Origin of the sequence: Bradyrhizobium sp. Bra64, assembly GCF_024519875.1 — a bacterium.
GTDB classification, from domain to species: Bacteria; Pseudomonadota; Alphaproteobacteria; order Rhizobiales; family Xanthobacteraceae; genus Bradyrhizobium; species Bradyrhizobium japonicum_G.
In genome coordinates this window covers 43,603-60,842 of the sequence record NZ_JALJRD010000005.1, presented here as the reverse complement: position 1 = coordinate 60,842, position 17,240 = coordinate 43,603, and the positions used below count along the sequence as shown (strand labels likewise).

Annotated in this window: 17 protein-coding genes; 10 read left to right on the top strand and 7 right to left on the bottom strand. The window is 65.1% G+C overall.

Going from position 1 to position 17,240, the window contains the following annotated elements:
* The first annotated feature begins 139 nt into the window (after positions 1–139).
* Entirely contained in the window at positions 140–1,333 is a 1,194-nt protein-coding gene (locus NR187_RS17195) for a patatin-like phospholipase family protein (protein ID WP_256807111.1), read from the top strand.
* Here NR187_RS17195 and NR187_RS17190 read toward each other — a convergent pair.
* On the bottom strand, positions 1,325–2,569 hold the full coding sequence (locus tag NR187_RS17190; protein WP_256807110.1) for an amidase: 1,245 nt from the start codon (positions 2,567–2,569) through the stop codon (positions 1,325–1,327). The genes NR187_RS17195 and NR187_RS17190 overlap by 9 nt on opposite strands.
* 308 nt (positions 2,570–2,877) lie before the next feature.
* Here NR187_RS17190 and NR187_RS17185 point away from each other — a divergent pair, with 308 nt between their 5' ends.
* A complete protein-coding gene (locus NR187_RS17185; RefSeq protein ID WP_256807109.1) occupies positions 2,878–3,303 on the top strand; it encodes a DoxX family protein in 426 nt (141 codons plus the stop codon).
* Between the two features lie 273 nt (positions 3,304–3,576).
* Here the strand turns inward: NR187_RS17185 and NR187_RS17180 are convergent, their stop codons facing one another.
* Positions 3,577–3,933, bottom strand: a complete 357-nt coding sequence (locus NR187_RS17180) for a hypothetical protein (RefSeq protein WP_256807108.1) — start codon at positions 3,931–3,933, stop codon at positions 3,577–3,579.
* 236 nt (positions 3,934–4,169) lie between these two features.
* Here NR187_RS17180 and dprA point away from each other — a divergent pair, with 236 nt between their 5' ends.
* A complete protein-coding gene (dprA, locus tag NR187_RS17175) occupies positions 4,170–5,312 on the top strand; it encodes a DNA-processing protein DprA (protein WP_256807107.1) in 1,143 nt (380 codons plus the stop codon).
* Here the strand turns inward: dprA and NR187_RS17170 are convergent.
* Entirely contained in the window at positions 5,309–5,719 is a 411-nt protein-coding gene (locus NR187_RS17170; RefSeq protein ID WP_211385873.1) for a helix-turn-helix domain-containing protein, read from the bottom strand. The genes dprA and NR187_RS17170 overlap by 4 nt on opposite strands.
* Before the next feature lie 83 nt (positions 5,720–5,802).
* Between NR187_RS17170 and NR187_RS17165 the strand changes: the two genes are divergently transcribed.
* On the top strand, positions 5,803–6,411 hold the full coding sequence (locus NR187_RS17165) for an FMN-dependent NADH-azoreductase (protein ID WP_211385872.1): 609 nt from the start codon (positions 5,803–5,805) through the stop codon (positions 6,409–6,411).
* Between the two features lie 72 nt (positions 6,412–6,483).
* Here NR187_RS17165 and NR187_RS17160 read toward each other — a convergent pair whose 3' ends face one another.
* Together NR187_RS17160 and NR187_RS17155 are read right to left on the bottom strand one after the other, a co-directional pair.
* Positions 6,484–6,666, bottom strand: a complete 183-nt coding sequence (locus tag NR187_RS17160; RefSeq protein ID WP_256807106.1) for a hypothetical protein — start codon at positions 6,664–6,666, stop codon at positions 6,484–6,486.
* A 176-nt stretch (positions 6,667–6,842) separates the two neighbouring features.
* The gene (locus NR187_RS17155) at positions 6,843–7,616 is read right to left on the bottom strand and encodes an SDR family oxidoreductase (protein WP_211385870.1); all 774 of its coding nucleotides are present in this window, start codon (positions 7,614–7,616) and stop codon (positions 6,843–6,845) included.
* Between the two features lie 122 nt (positions 7,617–7,738).
* Between NR187_RS17155 and NR187_RS17150 the strand changes: the two genes are divergently transcribed.
* Positions 7,739–8,206, top strand: a complete 468-nt coding sequence (locus NR187_RS17150; protein WP_211385869.1) for a helix-turn-helix domain-containing protein — start codon at positions 7,739–7,741, stop codon at positions 8,204–8,206.
* A 58-nt stretch (positions 8,207–8,264) separates the two neighbouring features.
* Here NR187_RS17150 and NR187_RS17145 read toward each other — a convergent pair whose 3' ends face one another.
* Complete coding sequence (locus tag NR187_RS17145; RefSeq protein WP_211385868.1) at positions 8,265–8,504, bottom strand: hypothetical protein; 240 nt, start codon at positions 8,502–8,504, stop codon at positions 8,265–8,267.
* A gap of 228 nt (positions 8,505–8,732) precedes the next feature.
* On the opposite strand from NR187_RS17145, the gene topA reads away from it, so the two are divergent.
* From topA to NR187_RS17125, 4 genes are read left to right on the top strand one after another with little or no spacing between them, the layout of a single operon-like run.
* Positions 8,733–11,489, top strand: coding sequence for a type I DNA topoisomerase (gene topA / locus NR187_RS17140; protein ID WP_256807105.1), 2,757 nt, complete (start codon positions 8,733–8,735; stop codon positions 11,487–11,489).
* 19 nt (positions 11,490–11,508) lie between these two features.
* Complete coding sequence (gene rnr / locus NR187_RS17135) at positions 11,509–13,857, top strand: ribonuclease R (RefSeq protein WP_256807104.1); 2,349 nt, start codon at positions 11,509–11,511, stop codon at positions 13,855–13,857.
* Positions 13,851–14,291 (top strand): DUF983 domain-containing protein, encoded by a 441-nt coding sequence (locus NR187_RS17130; protein ID WP_211385865.1) that lies wholly within the window; start codon positions 13,851–13,853, stop codon positions 14,289–14,291. The genes rnr and NR187_RS17130 overlap by 7 nt, the downstream gene beginning before the upstream one ends.
* Before the next feature lie 31 nt (positions 14,292–14,322).
* Positions 14,323–15,072: an NUDIX hydrolase gene (locus tag NR187_RS17125; protein ID WP_211385864.1), complete on the top strand. Its 750-nt coding sequence runs from the start codon at positions 14,323–14,325 to the stop codon at positions 15,070–15,072.
* Here the strand turns inward: NR187_RS17125 and NR187_RS17120 are convergent, their stop codons facing one another.
* The gene (locus tag NR187_RS17120) at positions 15,073–15,615 is read right to left on the bottom strand and encodes a hypothetical protein (protein ID WP_211385863.1); all 543 of its coding nucleotides are present in this window, start codon (positions 15,613–15,615) and stop codon (positions 15,073–15,075) included. It abuts the gene before it with no gap.
* Positions 15,616–15,833: 218 nt separating this feature from the next.
* Here NR187_RS17120 and NR187_RS17115 point away from each other — a divergent pair, with 218 nt between their 5' ends.
* A complete protein-coding gene (locus NR187_RS17115; RefSeq protein ID WP_211385862.1) occupies positions 15,834–17,159 on the top strand; it encodes an LLM class flavin-dependent oxidoreductase in 1,326 nt (441 codons plus the stop codon).
* Positions 17,160–17,240: the final 81 nt, after the last annotated feature.

Genomic DNA, 17,240 nt, shown 5'->3' with positions numbered 1-17,240 from the left:
AAGTACGGATATCGCCGCGCCCTTTCCGCATTATGTGCCAAATCCTGTTCGCAACTTGCGGCCGAATCGCGATTGTATTGGCGAACGGTTCCATGCCTGTCATCCTGACAGGGGAAGTGGCGTTACGCGGTTGCTCAGAATGAGCGAGAAGATTGTTGGCGCGCAAGACGAAGTCGGTTCGCACGGTGCTGCACGCACCGCGGCAAGCCGGCTGCTCTCGGCGACCAACATCTGGTCCGATGCGCCCTCGCCGCCTCCCATGCCGGAGCCGGCCCGTCTCCCGCCACCACATCCCGAATCCGTCGCACATGCGCCGCCGCCCGGGATCGTGACCGTAGCGGCGCCCGTTGCGCCCGCGCCGCCACGCGCCAGCCAATGTCCGCCGCGAAAACTCTCGCTGGCGCTCCAGGGCGGTGGCACCTACGCCGCCTTCACCTGGGGCGTGCTGGAACGGCTGCTCGAAGAGCCCTCCATCGCGATCGACACCATCAGCGGCGCCAGCGCCGGCGCCATCAATGCGCTGCTGCTCGCCTCCGGCTTTGCGGAAGGCGGCCGTGAAGGCGCCCGCTCGCGGCTGAACCGGTTCTGGATCCGGCTGATGCACGAGGCCTCGTTCCGGTCGTTGATGCTGATCGGCGGCTTTTCGCCAGCGGGAAGCTCGGTCGCGTTCGGCCCGACGCTGCGCTCGGGCCAGTTCGATCCGTTCGATCTCGATCCGCTGCGGCAGGCGCTGTCGCGCGACATCAACTTTTCCGTCTTGCGCGACGCGCGGTGCCCGAAGCTCCTGATCGCGGCGACGCGGATCCGCGACGGACAACAGCAGATCTTCCGCAACGACGCCATCACCGCCGACGTCGCGCTGGCCTCGACCTGTCCGCCATTGGTTCATTGCGCCGTGGAGATCGACGGCGAGGCTTATTGGGACGGCGGCCTCGGCAGCAATCCGCCCCTGCTGCGGCTCGCGCAGGACACGACGAGCACCGAAATCCTGCTCGTGCAGGTCACGCCGGCGCGCGACAGCTACGTGCCGATCACACTTGCCGCCATCGACCGCAGGCTGGACCAGATCGCGGCCAACGCCGCCCTCAATGCCGAGATCGCGGCGATCGCATGGGCGCAATCGCACGCCGCATCGTCGTTGCGGCTCTCCAGGATCGCAGCCGAGGACTTCGTCGACGGCCTGGCGCAACGCTCATCGACCGATCTCGGCCGCGGCTTCATTCGCGCGCTGCACCGGAGCGGCCGCGAGGCCGCCGAGCGCTGGCTCGGGCAAGGCGCGACGGCTGCGGAGGCCCAACGCGCTCCGCCCACCGCCGAACTGGCGCTAGCCTGATTTCGCCAGCGCATCCTCCAGGAACCACGCCGCAGCGAGTGCGCCGGGATCGTTGCCGAAGCGCGCGATCACCTGCACGCCGATCGGCAGGCCATTGGCTTTCAGCACCGGCACGTTGACGCAAGGATTGCCCATCAGCGTCCAGAGCCGGTTGTAACGGGGGTCGCCGGTGGAGGCGAACTCCTTGGCCGGCGGCGTGCCCGGCGCCGAATAGGTCAGGAGCACGTCGAAACCCTCGAACAATTCGCCAAGCTCGCGGCGGCCGCGACGGCTGATCCGGCGTGCGTCGTCGTAGTCTTTCGGCGTCAGGCCGACGGTGGCATCGAGACTGGCGCGCAGCATCGGCGCGATCTCGTCGTGACGCTCGGAAAACTCCCAGGCGAGCGCGCGATGCGCCTCGAAATCCTGGATGACCGGATGAATACGCCAGGCCTCCTGCACTCCTTCGGGCAGATCGATCGTCTGCACGCTGGCGCCGGCCCGCGTCGCGGCCTTGATCGCGGCTTGCAGCCCCTGTTCGGCGGCAGGCTCCACGGCACCGGCGAATTCCTGCCGGACCACGCCGATGCGTGGCATTTTTGCCGCGACGATGCCGGAAAACTCCGTGCGACCGGTCATTCCCAAAAGGCCGCGCGCGAGATCTTCAGCGCGGGCGCCGAACAGGCCGACCGTGTCGAGCGCCCACGAATAGCATTTCACCCCGACCGTCGGCAGCATCCGGAACGACGGCTTGATCGCGGCAGTCCCGCAATAGGCGGCGGGCCGGATCACCGAACCGCCGGTCTGGGTGCCGAGCGCCAGCGGGATCATGCCGGCGCCGACGGCGGCCGCCGAGCCCGAGGACGAGCCGCCCGGCGTATGGCCGAGATCATGCGGATTGAGCGTCGCCGTAGGATCGCGCGAGGCGAATGCCGTGGTCGTGGTCTTGCCGATGATGGTGGCGCCCGCCCGCTTCAGCATCATGACGACCGGCGCATCGGCGCGCGGCTGCCAGCCGCGATAGATCTCCGAGCCCATCTCGGTCGGCATGTTGGCGGTGTCGATGATGTCCTTGATCCCGACGGCGATGCCGCGCAGCGGGCCGGAGGCTTGCGCCTTCGCCAACTTGTCGTGACGGACGAAGGCGCGGACGTCCTTCTCCCTGGCCTCGATCGCCGCGTGCGACTGGGCGATGGCATCATCGGGCGCAAGCTCGCCGGCTTCAATGCGGCGCTGGAGGTCGGCGAGTGAGATCATGGCAAAACCCTTCTTATTGGGATCGCTTTTAGCATCGCGGCGAGGTCGCGCAAGCGCACGTAGACGCGATCGATACATGCGTGCAGTCAACCGAGACCTACGGCTCGACCAGAGCATTCGTCTCCGCGACGTCGCGCCAATAAGGTCAAAAATGGAAACAGTAATTTTCAATCATTTCTATTTCGATCGCAATTCGATCGAGCGAATTTGAAGACACAAAGCAGGGCCTACGGCGCGCACTTTCTTCCAGGCCACAAGTGCTTGTGCGTCACAGCGTCTGACCTCAACCAAGTACAGGAGCGACTATCGTGGATACGACCCGTTATGCTTCCCTCGTTGGCCGGCTGCTGATCGGTCTCCCTTTCGCAATGAGTGGCTTCAGCAAGCTCGCCGCTTATGGCGCGACCACCACCTATATCGCCTCTGCGGGATTGCCTGTGCCCCCGTTGGCATATGCGGTCGCAGTTCTTGTCGAGTTCGGTGGCGGCTTGCTGCTGATCGCTGGCTATCAGGCGCGATCGATCGCGCTGGCGCTCGCCGTATTCTCACTCGCAGCAGCGGTCGCCTTTCACAGCAACTTTGCCGACCAGAATCAAATGATCCATTTCCTCAAGAACGTGATGATGGCAGGCGGCCTGCTGCAGATCTTTGCCTTCGGCGCCGGTGCGCTCAGCCTTGACGCTCGCGTCTCGCGTGGCAGCGTCGGCGTTCCCCAGGCGGCGCACGCCCGCTAAGCGAAGAGGTTCGCGGAAGACCCGTCGACCGCGGCGGGTCTTCCGGTCGTGCTTTTGAAGCCTGATCAAGCGCACGCCACTGTTGCCCACGCCCTCAGGTTGTTCCATGCTGTGCCCGCAAGGAGCCGCCGTGGACGCCATCAATCCGAGCGTGGAGCTGACCGAGCCGGCCGGGAATGTGCCGCTCGCCAGCTTATTGGTGATTTGATGCTTGTTTTCCTTCAGCCCGTGTTACTTGAGCCTTACGGCCGGCTCATCATAGGGAGGGCGCCGTTACCGATAGGGATTTGGAGTGTTTGGTGGGCAATACAAAGCAATTAGGGAATCCGTGCCTGTTCGCAAACTATCCAATTGCTTTTTGTCAGTAGGATCAAACGGTCTGAAATCGACTTGCGATGGATACTGGGGAGCATCGCCACTTCGGTGAACGAGAAATGTAATGTCTGGATAGTTGCCGCTGCGTTCTTCTTTAGCTATCTCATCGAAGTGATCGGTGTAGGGGAATGAGCCCATCTTGTCGCCGGGATGCATCCGATCAAAAAAATCAGCGTAGGTCAGAAATTTTCCAGCAGTAGCGCTTTTAAAAAGCTCAGCGCGAACCTTACGCTTAATTTCTTGATTGACTGGCATGCGTGGCACTCCAAGAACGACGCGAGACAGTGTATACAAGAAAATCGCGCCGGACTGCCATTCGATTAGAAATTCTAGCGCTTGCGTCGGCTTTCTTTATATCCGCTTTGAGGGAACGCGGCGGCACGCTGCCCCTCCTGAGTGTTGGGTAGAACCGGCAACTTGACATCGCTTTTAGCATCGCAGCGAGGTCGCGCAAGCGCACGCCACTGTTGCCCACGCCCTCAGGTTGTTCCATGCTGTGCCTGCAAGGAGCCGCCGTGGACGCCATCAACCCGAGCGTGGAGCTGACCGAGCCTGACAGGATCGACCGCCTGCGGCTGATCCGGTCCGACAATGTCGGGCCGCGCACCTTCCGTTCCCTGGTCGATCATTTCGGCACGGCGCGCGCCGCGCTGGAGCGCTTGCCTGATCTCGCGCGCCGCGGCGGTGCGCAGCGATCGGCGCGCATTTGCAGCGCCGACGAGGCGAAGGCCGAGCTCGCCGCGAGCCGCAAGGTCGGCATCGCCTGGCTCGCGCCCGGCGAGGATGGCTATCCGGCGCGGCTGGCGATGATCGACGATGCGCCTCCACTGCTCGCCGTGCGCGGCGACACCAAAACCCTGATGCGGCCGATGATCGCCATCGTCGGCTCGCGCAACGCCTCCGGCGCCGGATTGAAATTCGCAGGCCAGCTTGCCCGCGAGCTCGGCGAAGCCGGCTTCGTCGTCATCTCCGGCCTCGCCCGCGGCGTCGACCAGGCCGCGCATCGCGCCAGTATCGAGAGCGGCACGATCGCTGTGCTCGCCGGCGGGCATGATTGCATCTATCCGCCCGAGCATGGCGATCTGCTGGCCTCGATCCTCGATCACAAGGGCGCAGCGATCTCCGAGATGCCGCTCGGCCACGAGCCGCGCGCCCGCGATTTTCCCCGCCGCAACCGGCTGATCTCGGGCGCCGCGTTCGGCGTCGTCGTGGTGGAGGCGGCGCACCGTTCGGGCTCGCTGATCACTGCGCGCATGGCTGCCGAACAGGGCCGCGAGGTGTTCGCGGTGCCGGGCTCCCCGCTCGATCCGCGCGCCGCCGGCGCCAACGATCTGATCAAGCAGGGCGCAACGCTGGTCACGGAAGCTGCCGACATCATCAACGCGGTCGCACCGATCATGGAGCGGCCGCTGATGCGCACCGCGAGCGAGCCCGACAGCGAGCCGTTCGAAAGCGATCCGCAAGGACACGACCGCGACCAGATCACCGGCCTGCTCGGCCCTGCCCCCGTGACGATCGACGATCTCGTGCGGATGTCCGGCGCCTCACCAGCGATCGTGCGCACCGTGCTGCTGGAGCTCGAGCTGGCCGGGCGGCTCGAACGCCACGGCGGCGGCCTGGTGTCTCTGCTTTAGTTCTCGCCGCGCTCGTCGAACTGCGCACGTGCAGCCTCGATCTGCGCGAGATGCTCCATCGCCCACTTGCCGAGCGCCTCCACGGGCCGCGACAGGCCGCGGCCGAGATCGGTCAGCTCATAGTCCACGCGCGGCGGAATGGTCGGAAAGATGGTGCGCGTGACGAGGCCGTCGCGCTCGAGGCCGCGCAGCGTCAGGGTCAGCATCCGCTGCGAGATGCCGTTGATCATGCGCTTGAGCTCGTTGAAGCGCTTGGGCCCGTCGCCGAGCATCATGATCACGAACACGCTCCATTTGTCGCCGACGCGGGACAGCACGGAGGCAACCCCGCGACAATCGGCGTGGTTCGGATCCGGCCTCGGTGAGGCAGGCAAACCGGTGTGTGTCGGTTTCAAATATGTGTCCATGGCTCAAAAAGGTGCGTTCTTGCGGGGATTTCGATAGTCACTCATGTAGCTCTGGTTACAAACTTATACCAGGGTGACCCCAAATGAAACTGCTCCATATCGACTCCAGCGTGCTCGGCCCCCACTCCGTCTCCCGGCAGGTTTCCGCCGCCATCGTCGACCGCCTCAGGCAGGCGACACCGTCGCTCGACATCGTCTATCGCGACCTCACCCAGAGCCCGCTCGCGCACCTCTCCGGCTCGCACCTCGCCGCCGCGCAAGGCGCCCCGGCGCCGGCGGAACTCGGCCCCGACCTCGCCGCCAGCAAGGCCGCGCTGGACGAGTTCCTGGCCGCCGACATCGTCGTGATCGGTGCGCCCATGTACAATTTCACCATTCCCAGCCAGCTCAAGGCCTGGATCGATCGGGTTCTGGTGGCGGGGAAGACCTTCAAATACGACGCAAGCGGCCCGCAGGGTCTCGCCGGCGGCAAGCGCGTGATCTTTGCGATCTCGCGCGGCGGCTATTACGGCGCGGGCTCGCCCGCCGCGTCGCTGGAGCACCTGGAAACTTATCTGCGCGGCGTGTTCGGCTTCATGGGCATTCACACCCCTGAGTTCATCACCGCCGACGGCATCCAGGTCGGTCCGGAGCATCGCGAGAAGTCGCTCGCAAGCGCGCTCGAGGCGGCAACCACCCTGCGCGCGGCCTGAGCCAAAGCGCACATCATCAGCCGCCGCAACATCGCCTGCGGCGGCTGATCGACCGATGCGCGATCGGCGAAACTAAAACCAGGCGCCCTGAATGCCCAGGATGACGGCGACGAGCGAAACGAACAGGCCGATGCCGCAGAAAAGAGCGACCCCGATGAACTCGGAGGTGTCGGAACTCTTGGCGGGAACGGCGGTCTTCTCGGTGTAAATACGCGGTGCTGAAATCGGCGAAAAAATACGAGCTGCCTTTGGCATATCGGGCTCCATCGAAATGAGTCTTCGTGACCCCTGCCCGTAAAAGGGTCTTGGCAGCGCAACCGAAGGTTCAACGCGTCACGCAAGGTTCAGAAAATACAGCTCGCAAAATGTGGGAACCGGCCGGCGCAACCGCGTGCCGCTGCGCCGGTCGATTCAATTTGCACCAGGATTGATCAACCGCGATAGATCGGCGCGCCGCTTGGAGACGCAACAGCGCCGCCATCGACGAAGATTTCCTGGCCCTGTACATGCGCGGAATCGTCGGAGGCGAGGAACAGCACCGTCTTCGAAACGTGATCTGTTTCACCAATGCGCCCCAGCGGCGTCGTCAGCGCGATCCGCTTCTCGAATGCCTTCTCCGCCTCGGGCGTTGCGATCGCGGCGCCCCAGATCGGCGTGCGGATCGCGCCGGGCGCAACGACGTTGACGCGGATGCCGCGCGGCGACAGCTCCGAGGCCATGATCCGCGCCATCGCCCGCACGCCGGCCTTCGCAGCACCGTAAGCGGAGTAACCGGGAATGCCGAGCACGGAGATCACCGAACCGTTGAGGATGATCGAGGCGTTGTCGTTGAGATAAGGCAGCGCAGACTGCACGGTGAAGAACACGCTGGTCAGATTGGTGCTGATGACCTTCTCGAAAACGTCCAGCGTGGCTGAGCCGAGCGGCGTGCCGCCGGCGATGCCGGCATTGGCGAACACGATGTCGAACTTGCCGAATTTTTCGGCGCCCTGCTTGATCGCAGCTTCGGTCGCCGCGATGTCGGTGGCATCGGCAGCGAGCGCAATTGCGTTCGGGCCTAGTTCCTTCGCCGCCGCCTCCAGCGTCTCCCTGTTGCGCCCGGTGATCACCACCTTCGCACCCTCGGCCACGAACAGTTTTGCCGTCGCAAACCCGATGCCGCTGTTGCCGCCTGTAATCAGTGCCGTCTTGTCCTTCAGCCTCATGCTCGCCTCCAGTAGTTGCATGATAAAACTAGATTGCCATCTAGGCCATTTGGTTTTATGATGCAACCACACAAACGCGTGATCGCCGCCCAATTCTGGCGAATGCGACAGGACGACAGACGATGGTGAAACGAACCAGCTTCGAGGGCGATGCCTGCCCGATCGCGCGCTCGCTGGAGGAGATCGGCGACTGGTGGTCGCTGCTGATCATCCGCGAGGCGCTGTTCGGCGTGCGCCGCTTCGGCGAGTTTCAGAACAAGCTCGGCATGGCCAAGAACATCCTGTCGGCGCGGCTGCGCGCGCTGGTCGACCACGGCATTCTGGCGACGGCACCCGCTTCCGACGGCAGCGTCTACCAGGAATATGTGCTGACGCCGAAGGGCCACGGCACCTTTCCAATCCTGGTGGCGCTACGGCAATGGAGCGAGGAGTTCGACGATCACCCGGAGGAGATCGCGACCATCCTGGTCGATCGCGCCAAGGGCCGCCCGGTGAAGAAGCTGGAAATGCGCGCGGAGGACGGGCGCCTGCTCGCGCCGGCCGATACCATGCTGAAGCCGCGGCCCGCACCAAGGCGACGATCGGCCTGAGGGCTCCTTTAGCCCGGATTCCGCTGCGCTCTATCCGGGCTACCTTAGAATCCTGCCCTCACGACAGCTTGCGCTTGCTCCGCAGCCGCAGATGCTCGTCGGCTTCCAGCTTGGTCATGCCCAGCAGATAATGCAGCACGTCGAGCTTGTGGCGCTCGGCGAGCTTGCGCAATGCCCCGGCCTGCTCGGCGATGAAGGCGACCGCCTCCTCGACGCCGCCCTCCCCCGGCTCCTCGTGACGCGAGCCCGCTGCCGCGTCCGATGCGGCACGCGCCCGTTTCTTTCCCGGCTTAGTCACCAGCCCCCCAGCCGAATCCATGCCCCAAGGAAACATTACGCCTACATCGGCCGCAACTCCAAGGTGGTATTTTGCAACTTTCTCGATATGAAACTTTTCCCATCGGGAGGGCCTTCAACACCCTTCGATTTGACAGCGAGGGCCTCACCACCCATGTTCGGGACGAAAGGGCCGACCCGAATCCCTTCGAATTCGGCCCCAAATTTTCCCATAAGTTACTGGAACTACATGAATATCGTCATTGTGGAGTCGCCGGCGAAAGCCAAGACGATCAACAAGTATTTGGGCTCGTCCTACGAGGTTCTGGCCTCGTTCGGCCATGTCCGGGACTTGCCGGCGAAGAACGGCTCCGTCGATCCCGACGCCAATTTCAAGATGATCTGGGAGATCGACCCCAAGGCGGCCGGCCGGCTCAACGATATCGCCAAATCCCTGAAGGGCGCCGATCGCCTGATTCTCGCCACCGACCCTGATCGCGAGGGCGAGGCCATCTCCTGGCACGTGCTGGAGGTGTTGAAGGAAAAGCGCGCGCTGAAGGATCAGAAGATCGAGCGCGTGGTGTTCAACGCCATCACCAAGCAGGCGGTCACGGACGCGATGAAGAATCCGCGCCAGATCGACGGCGCGCTGGTCGACGCCTATATGGCGCGCCGCGCGCTGGATTATCTGGTCGGCTTCACCCTCTCCCCCGTGCTGTGGCGCAAGCTGCCGGGCGCCCGCTCGGCCGGCCGCGTGCAGTCGGTGGCGCTGCGGCTGGTCTGCGACCGCGAACTCGAGATCGAGAAGTTCGTCGCTCGCGAATACTGGTCGCTGATCGCGACCCTGCTGACGCCACGCGGCGACGCCTTCGAGGCGCGGCTCGTCGGCGCCGACGGCAAGAAGATCCAGCGTCTCGACATCGGCACCGGCGCGGAAGCCGAGGACTTCAAGAAGGCGCTGGAAGCAGCCAGCTACGCGGTGACCGCGGTCGACGCCAAGCCGGCCCGGCGCAATCCGCAGGCGCCCTTCACCACCTCGACGCTGCAGCAGGAAGCCAGCCGCAAATACGGCTTTGCGCCGGCCCACACGATGCGCATCGCCCAGCGCCTCTATGAAGGCATCGACATCGGCGGCGAGACCACCGGACTCATTACTTATATGCGTACCGACGGCGTGCAGATCGATCCGTCCGCGATCACCCAGGCGCGCAAGGTGATCGGCGAGGATTACGGCAACGCCTACGTGCCGGAAGCCCCCCGCCAGTACCAGGCCAAGGCCAAGAACGCGCAGGAAGCGCACGAAGCCATCCGCCCGACCGACATGTCCCGCCGCCCCGACAGCATGAGCCGCAAGCTCGATGCCGATCAGGCCAGGCTCTATGAGCTGATCTGGAAGCGCACCATCGCGAGCCAGATGGAATCTGCCGAGCTCGAACGCACCACCGTCGACATCACGGCGAAAGTGGGCGGCCGCACGCTGGAGCTGCGCGCCACCGGGCAGGTCGTCAAGTTCGACGGCTTCCTCGCGCTCTACCAGGAGGGCCGCGACGACGAGGAGGACGAGGATTCCCGCCGCCTGCCCGCGATGAGCCCGAACGACGCATTGAAGCGCCAGTCGCTCGCCGTCACCCAGCATTTCACCGAGCCGCCGCCGCGCTTCTCCGAAGCCTCGCTGGTCAAGCGCATGGAAGAGCTCGGCATCGGCCGGCCCTCGACCTATGCCTCGATCCTCCAGGTCCTGAAGGACCGAGGTTACGTCAAGCTGGAGAAGAAGCGCCTGCACGGCGAGGACAAGGGCCGCGTCGTGGTCGCGTTCCTCGAAAGCTTCTTCAGCCGCTACGTCGAATACGACTTCACCGCCAATCTCGAAGAGCAGCTCGACCGCATCTCCAACAACGAGATCTCCTGGCAGCAGGTTCTGAAGGACTTCTGGACCGGCTTCATCGGCGCCGTCGACGAGATCAAGGATCTGCGCGTCGCGCAGGTGCTGGACGTGCTCGACGACATGCTGGGGCAGCACATCTATCCGCCGCGCACCGATGGCGGCGACATCAGGCAGTGCCCAAGCTGCGGCAACGGCCGGCTCAATCTCAAGGCCGGCAAGTTCGGCGCCTTCGTCGGCTGCTCGAACTACCCGGAATGCCGTTACACCCGTCAGCTTGCCGCCGATGGCGAGGCCAGTGCCGATCGTTCGCTCGGCCAGGATCCTGATACGGGTCGCGATGTCTGGGTCAAGGCCGGCCGCTTCGGGCCCTATATCCAGCTCGGCGAGCCCAAGGACTACGAGGAAGGCGAGAAGCCCAAGCGCGCAGGCATTCCGAAGGGCACTTCTCCGGGCGATGTCGAGCTCGAGCTCGCGCTGAAGCTGTTGTCGCTGCCGCGCGAGATCGGCAAGCATCCGGAGACCGGTGAGCCGATCACCGCGGGTCTCGGCCGCTTCGGTCCGTTCGTGAAGCACGAGAAGACCTACGCCAGCCTGGAGGCCGGCGACGAGGTGTTCGACATCGGCCTCAACCGCGCGGTCACGCTGATCGCCGAGAAGGTCGCCAAGGGCCCGAGCCGCCGCTTCGGCGCCGACCCGGGCAAGGCGATCGGCGATCATCCGACGCTTGGCACCGTCACCGTGAAGAGCGGCCGCTACGGCGCCTACGTCACGGCCGGCGGCGTCAACGCGACGATCCCGGCCGAGTTCGAAAAGGACACCGTCACGCTGCCGCAGGCGATCGCGCTGATCGACGAGCGCGCGGCCAAGGGCGGCGGAAAACCCAAGGCGAAGAAAGCGGCCAAGCCGGCCAAGGCCAAGAAGGCTGCGGAGAAGGCCGCGGACGGCGATGATGCCGCGCCAAAGCCAAAGAAACCGGCCGCAAAGAAAGCCGCGGCCAAATCCGAATCCACCAGCAAGGCGCGCGCCGCCGTGTCGTCGACCGCCAAGACGTCGCCGACAAAGGCCGCCGCCACCAAGAATCCTGCAAATGCTCCGGCCAAGAAAAGTGCCGGCAAGACTTAGATCAAGAATTAGAGGTTAAGTGAAACGCAAGAATGACCATGGCTTTCCCGACAGGAGCGCCATCGTCGCCTTCATCAAGGCAAACCACGGAAACGTCGGGACCCGCGAAATTGCGCGCGAGTTCGGCCTGAAGAACGCCGATCGCGTCGAGCTCAAGCGCATGCTGCGCGAGCTCGCCGACGACGGAACCATCAAGAAGAAACGCCACAAGGTCTCGGAGCCGGACAGCCTGCCGCCGACGCTGGTCGCCGACATCACCGGCCGCGACGCCGACGGCGAGTTGATCGCCTCCCCCACCGAATGGGACGAGGTCGAAAGCGGCGAACCGCCAAAGATCCTCATCGTTCTGCCGCGCCGGCCGAAGCCCGGCACCGCGGCCGGAAGCGGCGACCGCGTGCTGCTGCGCGTCGAGCGCTCCGACGAGGCAGAAGGCCCCGCCTATCGCGGCCACATCATCAAGGTCTTCGACAAGACCAGGAGCCGCATCCTCGGCGTGTTCCGCAGCCTGCCCGAAGGCGGCGGACGGCTGGTCCCGGTCGACAAGAAGTCTGCCGACCGCGAGCTGAACATCGCCCCGGCCGAGACGCACGGCGCGCAGGACGGCGACCTCGTCAGCGTCGACATCATCCGCTCGCGCGGATTTGGCCTCGCCTCCGGCCGCGTGAAGGAGAAACTCGGCTCGGTCAAGTCCGAGAAGGCGATCAGCCTGATCGCGATCTACGCCCACGACATCCCGCTGCAATTCCGTCCCGCGGCGGAGCACGAAGCCGAAGCGGCGGAGCCTGCGAACCTGAAGGGGCGCGAGGACTGGCGCGACGTCCCGCTTCTCACCATCGATCCGCCGGACGCCAAAGATCATGATGACGCGGTGCATGCGCAGCCCGACCCTGATCCGAACAACAAGGGCGGCTTCATCGTCAACGTCGCGATCGCCGATGTGAGCTTCTATGTGCGCCCCGGCACCGCGCTCGACCGCGATGCGCTCGACCGCGGCAATTCGGTCTATTTCCCCGACCGCGTCGTGCCGATGCTGCCGGAGCGCATCTCCAACAATCTCTGCTCGCTGGTCCCGGGCGAGCCGCGCGGCGCGCTCGCGGTGCGGATGGTGATCGGCCCGGACGGCCGCAAGCGCTCCCACAGCTTCCATCGCATCCTGATGCGCTCGGCGGCGAAGCTGAGCTACGCCCAGGCACAGGCCGCGATCGACGGAAGGCCTGACGACACCACCGGCCCCCTGCTCGATCCGATCCTGCGGCCGCTCTACGCCGCCTATGCCTGCGTCAAGCGCGCCCGCGACGAGCGCGATCCGCTCAATCTCGATCTGCCCGAGCGCAAGATCCTGCTCAAGAGCGACGGCACGGTCGATCGCGTCGTCGTCCCCGACCGGCTCGATGCGCACAAGCTGATCGAGGAGTTCATGATCCTCGCCAATGTCGCGGCGGCGGAGATGCTCGAGAAGAAGTCGCTGCCGCTGATCTACCGCGTGCATGACGAGCCGACGCTGGAGAAGGTCCACGCGCTGGCGGAATTTCTGCAGACGCTCGATGTTCCCTTCGCCAAGAGCGGCGCGCTGCGCCCGGCGCTGTTCAACCGCGTACTGGCGCAGCTCGAGGGCCACGACCACTTCCCGCTGGTGAGCGAAGTGGTGCTGCGCGCCCAGGCGCAGGCCGAATATTCCTCAGAGAATTACGGTCATTTCGGCCTGAACCTGCGCCGCTACGCGCATTTCACCTCGCCGATCCGCCGCTACGCCGACCTCGTCGTGCATCGCGCGCTGGTCCGCGCGCTCGGGCTCGGCGAAGGCGCCCTGCCCGACAGCGAGACGCCGGAAACCCTGAGCGAAGTCGCCGCCCACATCTCGGTGACCGAGCGGCGCGCGATGAAGGCCGAGCGCGAGACCGTCGACCGCCTGATCGCCCACCATCTCGCCGACCGCATCGGTTCGAGCTTCCAGGGCCGCGTCTCCGGCGTCACGCGCGCCGGCCTGTTCGTCAAGCTGGCCGAGACCGGCGCCGACGGATTGATCCCGATCCGATCCCTCGGCACGGAATATTTCAATTATGACGAGGGCCGCCACGCCCTGGTCGGCACGCGCAGCGGCACCATGCATCAGCTCGGCGACGTCGTCGACGTCCGCCTGATCGAGGCCGCTCCCATCGCAGGCGCGCTGCGCTTCGAGCTGCTATCGTCGACCGGCGAGACCGCGCCGCGGGGCCGCAGGCCATCCGGCCCGCAACGCCGCCCCTCGTTCAAGGCGCAGCCCGGACGCAGCCCGGCGAAGAAGCACAAGGCGGCGAAGCCGAAGAAGCCCGGCAAGGGCAAGAAGCCCAAGGGAAAAGGCAAGGGACAGAAAGGCAAGGCATGGTGACGATGAGCACGGCGCCGAAGATATGGACCCGCGAGACCGGCCTCGTCGAGAAGCGCGACCTCTGGACGGCGATGAAACGCGGCTTTCGCGGCCGCTGCCCGCGCTGCGGCGAGGGAAAGCTGTTCCGCGCCTTCCTGAAGACGGCGGACAATTGCTCGGCTTGCGGCCTCGATTTCACGCCGCACCGCGCCGACGACCTGCCCGCCTATCTCGTCATCGTCATCGTCGGCCACATCGTGGTGCCCAGCATCCTCTGGATCGAGACCAATTACACCACGCCGGTCTGGATCAGCTTTGCGGCCTATCTGCCCTTTACGTTCCTGGCCTCGCTCGCGTTGCTCCAGCCGGTCAAGGGAGCCGTGGTCGGATTGCAATGGGCTCTGCGCATGCACGGCTTTGACGACAACCCTCCGGATGGTATTCCGCCGGTGTAAGCAATAAGCAAGAAGCGGTTTGGGTGAGGACATGACGGATACGGCGCAGGCGGAAAAGGCAAAGATCCACGAGGGCAAGGAAGCCGACCACCATCCCTATTTCCGCCCGAAGGATGCGGCGACGCTGATCCTGGTCGATCGCAGCAGCGCCATTCCAAAAGTCCTGGTCGGCAAGCGCCACGACAAGGTGGTGTTCATGCCCGGAAAGTTCGTCTTCCCCGGTGGCCGCGTCGACAAGGACGACTATCGCGTGCCCTGTGCCGCCCCCATCACGTCCGAGTTGGAAGCCAATCTCGCCAAGGGCAGCCCGAAGACGCCGCCCTCGCGCGCCAAATCGCTCGCCATTGCCGCGATCCGCGAGGCCTGCGAGGAGACCGGTCTCTGCCTCGGGCGCAAGGCCGAGGGCAAGGCGCCCAGGCTCGAGGGCCCCTGGAAGCCGTTTGCGGATGCGGGTCTGCTGCCCGATCCCTCCAGCCTGTTCCTGATCGCGCGCGCGATCACCCCGCCCGGCCGCGTCAAGCGGTTCGACACCCGCTTCTTCACGGCGGACGCCTCCGCGATCGCCCACAGCGTCGACGGCGTGATCCATGCCGACGCCGAGCTGGTCGAGCTGGTGTGGGTCGAGCTCGGCTCGAAGCCGCTCGCCGATCTGCATCCGATGACGCGCAACGTCCTCAACGAGCTCGACACGCGCCTGGCCACCGGCCCGCTCGGCCACGATGCACCCGTGCCGTTCTTCCATTTCTACGGCGGCAAGATGCAGAAGGATATTTTGAGCTGATCAATCGGCGTCGGGCTCGGTGCCGACATAGTCGCGCGCCGGCAGTTTGAGGACGCGGCCGATCTCGCTTGCGAGCTGGTCCGCCTGCTCCCGCCTCGTAAAACTCTGAAGCGTGATCGGCTCGGTGCCCTTGTTGCCGCAGAGATTGACGTCATAGGTCGTCAGATCCGCATCACAGTCGTCGGTGATGCTGATGAAATGATAGTCGGCGAGACTGCGCTGCCTGCGGATGTTCAGCGGGCCGAACTGCCGGGTGATGATGATCTGGCGCAGCGTCTCGTTGAGCACGACGAAGGTGCGGAAGGTCAGCAGGATCAGGCCGGGGATGCCGACGAGCAGCCCGAGGCCGGTGAACACCAGCACCGGCACGAGATCGTCGGCGAGCCGGCCGAAGCCGGAAAAATCCTGGCGCAGGCCGAGCGCGACATTCCACAGCAGATAGCCGCTCGCCGCCAGCAGCGGCAGCGACAGCAGCCGGCCGATCCAGGGCATGGGCCGGTCGATGCGGACGATTCCGCCGTCCACGCTCATTGCGCCGGCCATCAAGAGTCTCCTTGGAAGCGAAGGTCTTGGCTTGGTCGGCGCCGGCGGCGGATTGGTTCGATAAGCCTTCTCCCGCACCGTCACTCGGCGCCGCGGAATGACGCGATTGTGCTGAGCTGATCGCGAAAAACAAAAAATTCTTCCCGCCTCCCCCAATGGCGGAGTTCCCCGGCGTGCCTATGTCTTCCCGAACGTCACACAAAACGGACCAGGGCGCGATGGCACAACGGCAACTCAAGCTCGGCGCGTTCATGCGCCCGATCAGCATCCACACCGGCGCCTGGCGCTATCCCGGCGCCTGGCCGGACGCCAATTTCAACTTTGGACACATCAAAACGCTGATCCGGAAGCTCGAGGCCGGCAAGTTCGACGCCTTCTTCATGGCCGATCATCTCGCCGTCTTGAACATGCCGGTCAACGCGCTCAAGCGCAGCCACACCGTCACTTCATTTGAGCCGTTCACGCTGCTGTCGGCGCTCTCGGCCGTCACCGAGCGCATCGGCCTGATCGCGACGGGCTCGACCACGTTCGACGAGCCCTATCACGTCGCGCGGCGCTTCGCCTCGCTGGACCATCTCAGCGGCGGCCGGGCGGGCTGGAACATCGTCACCACATCCAATCCGGACGCGGCGCTGAATTTCGGCCTCGACGACCACATGGAGCACGCCGAGCGCTACAAGCGCGCCCGCGAGTTCTACGACGTCGTCACGGGCCTGTGGGATTCCTTCGCCGATGATGCCTTCGTGCGCGACGTCGAAAGCGGCCTGTTCTTCGATCCTTCGAAAATGCACACGCTCGACCACCACGGCAAATATCTCAAGGTCCGCGGCCCTCTCAACATCGCCCGCCCCGTGCAGGGCTGGCCGGTGATCGTGCAGGCCGGCGCCTCCGAGGACGGCCGGCAGCTTGCGGCGGAGACGGCGGAAGCCGTGTTCACCGGCGGCGGCAGCCTTGCCGACAGCCAGAAACTCTATGCCGACATCAAGGGCCGCATGGAGAAGGTCGGCCGCGACCCCGAGCACCTCAAGATTCTGCCCGGCGCCTTCGTCGTGGTCGGCGACAGCGTCGACGAGGCCAGGGAAAAGCGCGCGCTGCTCGACAGCCGCGTGCACTACGACAGCGCCATTGCCTCGCTCTCGGTCATCCTCGGCACCGATGCCTCGGGCTTCGATCCCGATGGCCCTCTCCCCGAAATCCCCGAGACCAACGCCAGCAAGAGCGGCCGCCAGCGCATGGTCGACCTCGCCGCGCGCGAAAAACTCACGGTGCGCCAGCTCGCCCAGCGCGTCGGCGGTTATGGCGGCCTGTCCTTCGTCGGGACCGCAAGGACCATCGCCGACCAGATGGAGGAATGGCTGGTCGGCCGCGGCTCCGACGGCTTCAACATCATGTTCCCGTTCCTGCCCGCCGGCCTCGACGATTTCGTCGACAAGGTGGTCCCGGAGCTGCAGCGGCGCGGGATTTTCCGGAAAGAGTATGAAGGGGCTACTTTGAGGGAGAATCTGGGCCTGCCGCGGCCAAAAAACCGGTTCTTCGAGGCGTAATGGGCCCGATTTGGGTGGTTTTCCGGCCCTAAAACCTTGACATCAGGCGGTTTCTGGCTAGGTTGCCGGCCAACGCGGGCC

Bases quoted from the DNA above. Each gene is read 5' to 3' on its own strand.
- NR187_RS17195 (WP_256807111.1), top strand. From the start codon at position 140: ATGAGCGAGAAGATTGTTGGCGCGCAAGACGAAGTCGGTTCGCACGGT.
- NR187_RS17190 (WP_256807110.1), bottom strand. From the start codon at position 2,569: ATGATCTCACTCGCCGACCTCCAGCGCCGCATTGAAGCCGGCGAGCTT.
- NR187_RS17180 (WP_256807108.1), bottom strand. From the start codon at position 3,933: ATGCCAGTCAATCAAGAAATTAAGCGTAAGGTTCGCGCTGAGCTTTTT.
- dprA (WP_256807107.1), top strand. From the start codon at position 4,170: ATGCTGTGCCTGCAAGGAGCCGCCGTGGACGCCATCAACCCGAGCGTG.
- NR187_RS17170 (WP_211385873.1), bottom strand. From the start codon at position 5,719: ATGGACACATATTTGAAACCGACACACACCGGTTTGCCTGCCTCACCG.
- NR187_RS17165 (WP_211385872.1), top strand. From the start codon at position 5,803: ATGAAACTGCTCCATATCGACTCCAGCGTGCTCGGCCCCCACTCCGTC.
- NR187_RS17160 (WP_256807106.1), bottom strand. From the start codon at position 6,666: ATGCCAAAGGCAGCTCGTATTTTTTCGCCGATTTCAGCACCGCGTATT.
- NR187_RS17155 (WP_211385870.1), bottom strand. From the start codon at position 7,616: ATGAGGCTGAAGGACAAGACGGCACTGATTACAGGCGGCAACAGCGGC.
- NR187_RS17150 (WP_211385869.1), top strand. From the start codon at position 7,739: ATGGTGAAACGAACCAGCTTCGAGGGCGATGCCTGCCCGATCGCGCGC.
- topA (WP_256807105.1), top strand. From the start codon at position 8,733: ATGAATATCGTCATTGTGGAGTCGCCGGCGAAAGCCAAGACGATCAAC.
- NR187_RS17130 (WP_211385865.1), top strand. From the start codon at position 13,851: ATGGTGACGATGAGCACGGCGCCGAAGATATGGACCCGCGAGACCGGC.
- NR187_RS17125 (WP_211385864.1), top strand. From the start codon at position 14,323: ATGACGGATACGGCGCAGGCGGAAAAGGCAAAGATCCACGAGGGCAAG.
- NR187_RS17120 (WP_211385863.1), bottom strand. From the start codon at position 15,615: ATGGCCGGCGCAATGAGCGTGGACGGCGGAATCGTCCGCATCGACCGG.
- NR187_RS17115 (WP_211385862.1), top strand. From the start codon at position 15,834: ATGGCACAACGGCAACTCAAGCTCGGCGCGTTCATGCGCCCGATCAGC.